Origin of the sequence: Streptomyces sp. URMC 129 (assembly GCF_051386415.1) — a bacterium.
Classification (GTDB): Bacteria; Actinomycetota; Actinomycetes; order Streptomycetales; family Streptomycetaceae; genus Streptomyces.
In genome coordinates this window covers 1-2,764 of record NZ_JBPQTQ010000247.1, presented here as the reverse complement: position 1 = coordinate 2,764, position 2,764 = coordinate 1, and the positions used below count along the sequence as shown (strand labels likewise).

Genomic DNA, 2,764 nt, shown 5'->3' with positions numbered 1-2,764 from the left:
GCCTGGGCCTCGATCGGGTCGCCCAGCGTCGTGCCGGTGCCGTGCGCCTCGACCGCGTCCACATCCGCCGCCGACAGACCGGCGTTCGCCAACGCCTGCCGGATGACGCGCTGTTGGGACCGGCCGCTGGGCGCGGTCAGCCCGTTCGACGCGCCGTCCTGATTGATCGCGGTCCCCCGCACCACCGCCAGCACGCGGTGACCACGCCGCCGCGCATCCGACAACCGCTCCAGCAACAGCATCCCCACCCCCTCGGCCAGGCCGAAGCCGTCCGCCGCCGCCGAGAACGCCTTGCACCGACCGTCCGGGGCCAGGGCACGCTGCCGGCTGAACTCGACGAACATCCCGGGCGAGGGCATCACGGTCGCGCCCCCGGCGAGTGCGAGCCCGCATTCGCCGCCGCGCAGCGCCTGAACGGCCAGGTGGAGGGCGACGAGCGACGACGAGCAGGCCGTGTCGACCGTGACGGCCGGGCCCTCCAGCCCGAACGTGTAGGCGATGCGGCCGGACGCGACGCTGATGGTGTTCCCGGTCAGCAGGTGGCCCTGCACCTCGGGCGCCGCTTCGTGCAGGCGGGGGCCGTAGTCCTGGGCCATGGCGCCGACGAACGTGCCGGTGCGGCTGCCGCGCACGGCGGCCGGGTCGATGCCCGCCCGCTCGAACACCTCCCACGCCGTCTCCAGCAGCAACCGCTGCTGCGGCTCCATCGCCAGCGCCTCACGCGGCGAAATCCCGAAGAACTCCGCGTCGAACCCCGCGGCCTCCGCCACCACCCCCGCCTCACGCTGGTAGTACCGCCCCGAGACCGCCGGATCCGGATCATAGAGACCGTCCACGTCCCAGCCACGATCGGCGGGCAACGGCCCCACCGCGTCAACACCCGCCGTCAGCAGCCGCCACAGGTCCTCCGGGGAACGGACTCCGCCGGGCAGGCGGCAGCTCATCGCGACGATCGCGACCGGCTCCGCCCTGTCGGCCGTCGCCGCACCCGTTCCGTTCCAGCCGTTCCAGCCGCCGTCGCCGTCCTCGCCGTCCGGACCGCCGTCGTCGTGCCGCCCGAGCGCCTGGGCGACGATGCGGCGGGCGAGGGCGATCGGGGTGGGGTGGTCGAAGACGACGGTGGGCGGGAACGGCAGCCCGGTGGCGTCGGTGAGGCGGTTGCGCAGTTCGACGGCGGTGACGGAGTCGAGGCCGAGGTCGCGGAACGTGCGCCCGGCGTCGGGTCGGCCGCCCGCGGCCCGGCCGCCGCGGAGCAGGCCGGCGGCCATGTCCCGTACCAACGACAGTGCCACGTCGTCGCGTTCCGCCTCGGTCAGCGCGGCGACACGCTCCGCGAACGAGGAGAGGGAACAGGCGGGGAAGGCGCCGTGAGCCGGACCGTCCGACGCCGCGGGCCCGGCCGCACGGCGCCGGAAGGCGTAGCCGGGCAGCGGGACACGGCGGGCGTCCGTCCCGGTGAACGCCGGGGCCCAGTCGACGTCGGAGCCGAGCACGTGCGCCTCGGCGAGAGCGGTCAGCAGCCGTTCCGCGCCGTCCTGTTCGCGGCGCAGGGTGCCGACGACGCGGGCCGGTTTCCCCGCGGCCGTGGCGGTGTCGTGCATGGCTGCGGTCAGGACCGGGTGCGGGCCGATCTCCATGAGCACGTCGTGCCGGTCCGCGAGCAGGGCGGTGGTCAGCCGGTGGAAGAGCACCGGGTCGCGGAGCGTGCGGTACCAGCGGTCGGCGGTGAGTTCGCCGCCGTCGACGCGGCCTCCGGTCGCGGAGCTGTAGAGGGGAACGCGGGCGGTCTCCGGCCGGACGGGCGCGAGGTCGGCCAGCATCCGGTCGCGGACCCGGGCGATGTGCGGGGAGTGGGCGGCGAGGGTGACGGCGATGCGGCGGACGCGGTACCCGTCGGCCCGCAATTCGGTGATCAGCTCCTCGGCGGCGTCCGCGTCGCCCGAAACGACCACCCCCACCGGCCCGTTGACGACGGCGATGGCGAGCCGTCCGTCCCAGCGCCCCAGGCGTGCCTGCACCTCCTCGGCGGAGGCGGCGACCGTGACCATGGCGCCCTGACCGGCCAGGACGGCCTGGGCCTGGCTCCAGCGCGCCACGACGCGGGCGGCGTCGGTGAGCGTGAGCGCACCGGCCACGTGGGCGGCGGCGATCTCGCCGCTGCTGTGTCCGGCGACGGCGGCGGGCCGGAGACCGAACGCGCCGAGCGTTCCGGCGAGGGCGACCTGAAGGCCGAACAGCGCGGGCTGGACGACGTCTTCCGTGGTCAGCGGCGGCGCGCCGGGGGTGCCGCGCAGGACGTCGGTGAGGGACCAGCCGACGAACGGCGCGAGGGCCTGCTCGCATTGCTCGATCAGGGAGCGGAACACCGGGGAGGAGTCGAGAAGTCCGGCGTCCATGCCGGGCCACTGGCCGCCGGCTCCGGAGAAGACGAACGCCACGCGGCCTCCCGTGTCGGCGTGGCCGCGCACGAGGTTCTGGGCGAAACGGCCGTGCGCGGCGGCGTCGAGCCCCGCCAGCAGCTCGTCCCGGCGGGTGCCGATGACGACGGCGCGGTGGGGGAAACGGGTCCGGGTGGTGGCCAGCGAGAGGCCGATGTCGGCGGCGGTGGCGGCCGGTCGGTCGGTGACGTGGGTGTGGAGCTCGCGCGCCTGGGCCCGCAGCGCCTCGGGAGTCCTGGCGGTGACGATCCACGGCACCACGGCCCCCGAGCCGCCACCGGCCCCGGCCCCGGGAACCCCGGCCTCACCCGAGCCCGCACCGGGAC

Annotated in this window: 1 protein-coding gene; it reads right to left on the bottom strand. The window is 75.7% G+C overall.

What is annotated here, in order from left to right:
* Positions 1-2,764, bottom strand: a 2,764-nt coding sequence (locus tag ACSNOC_RS27430; protein ID WP_436750276.1) for a beta-ketoacyl synthase N-terminal-like domain-containing protein, incomplete at both ends; no start/stop codon positions are given.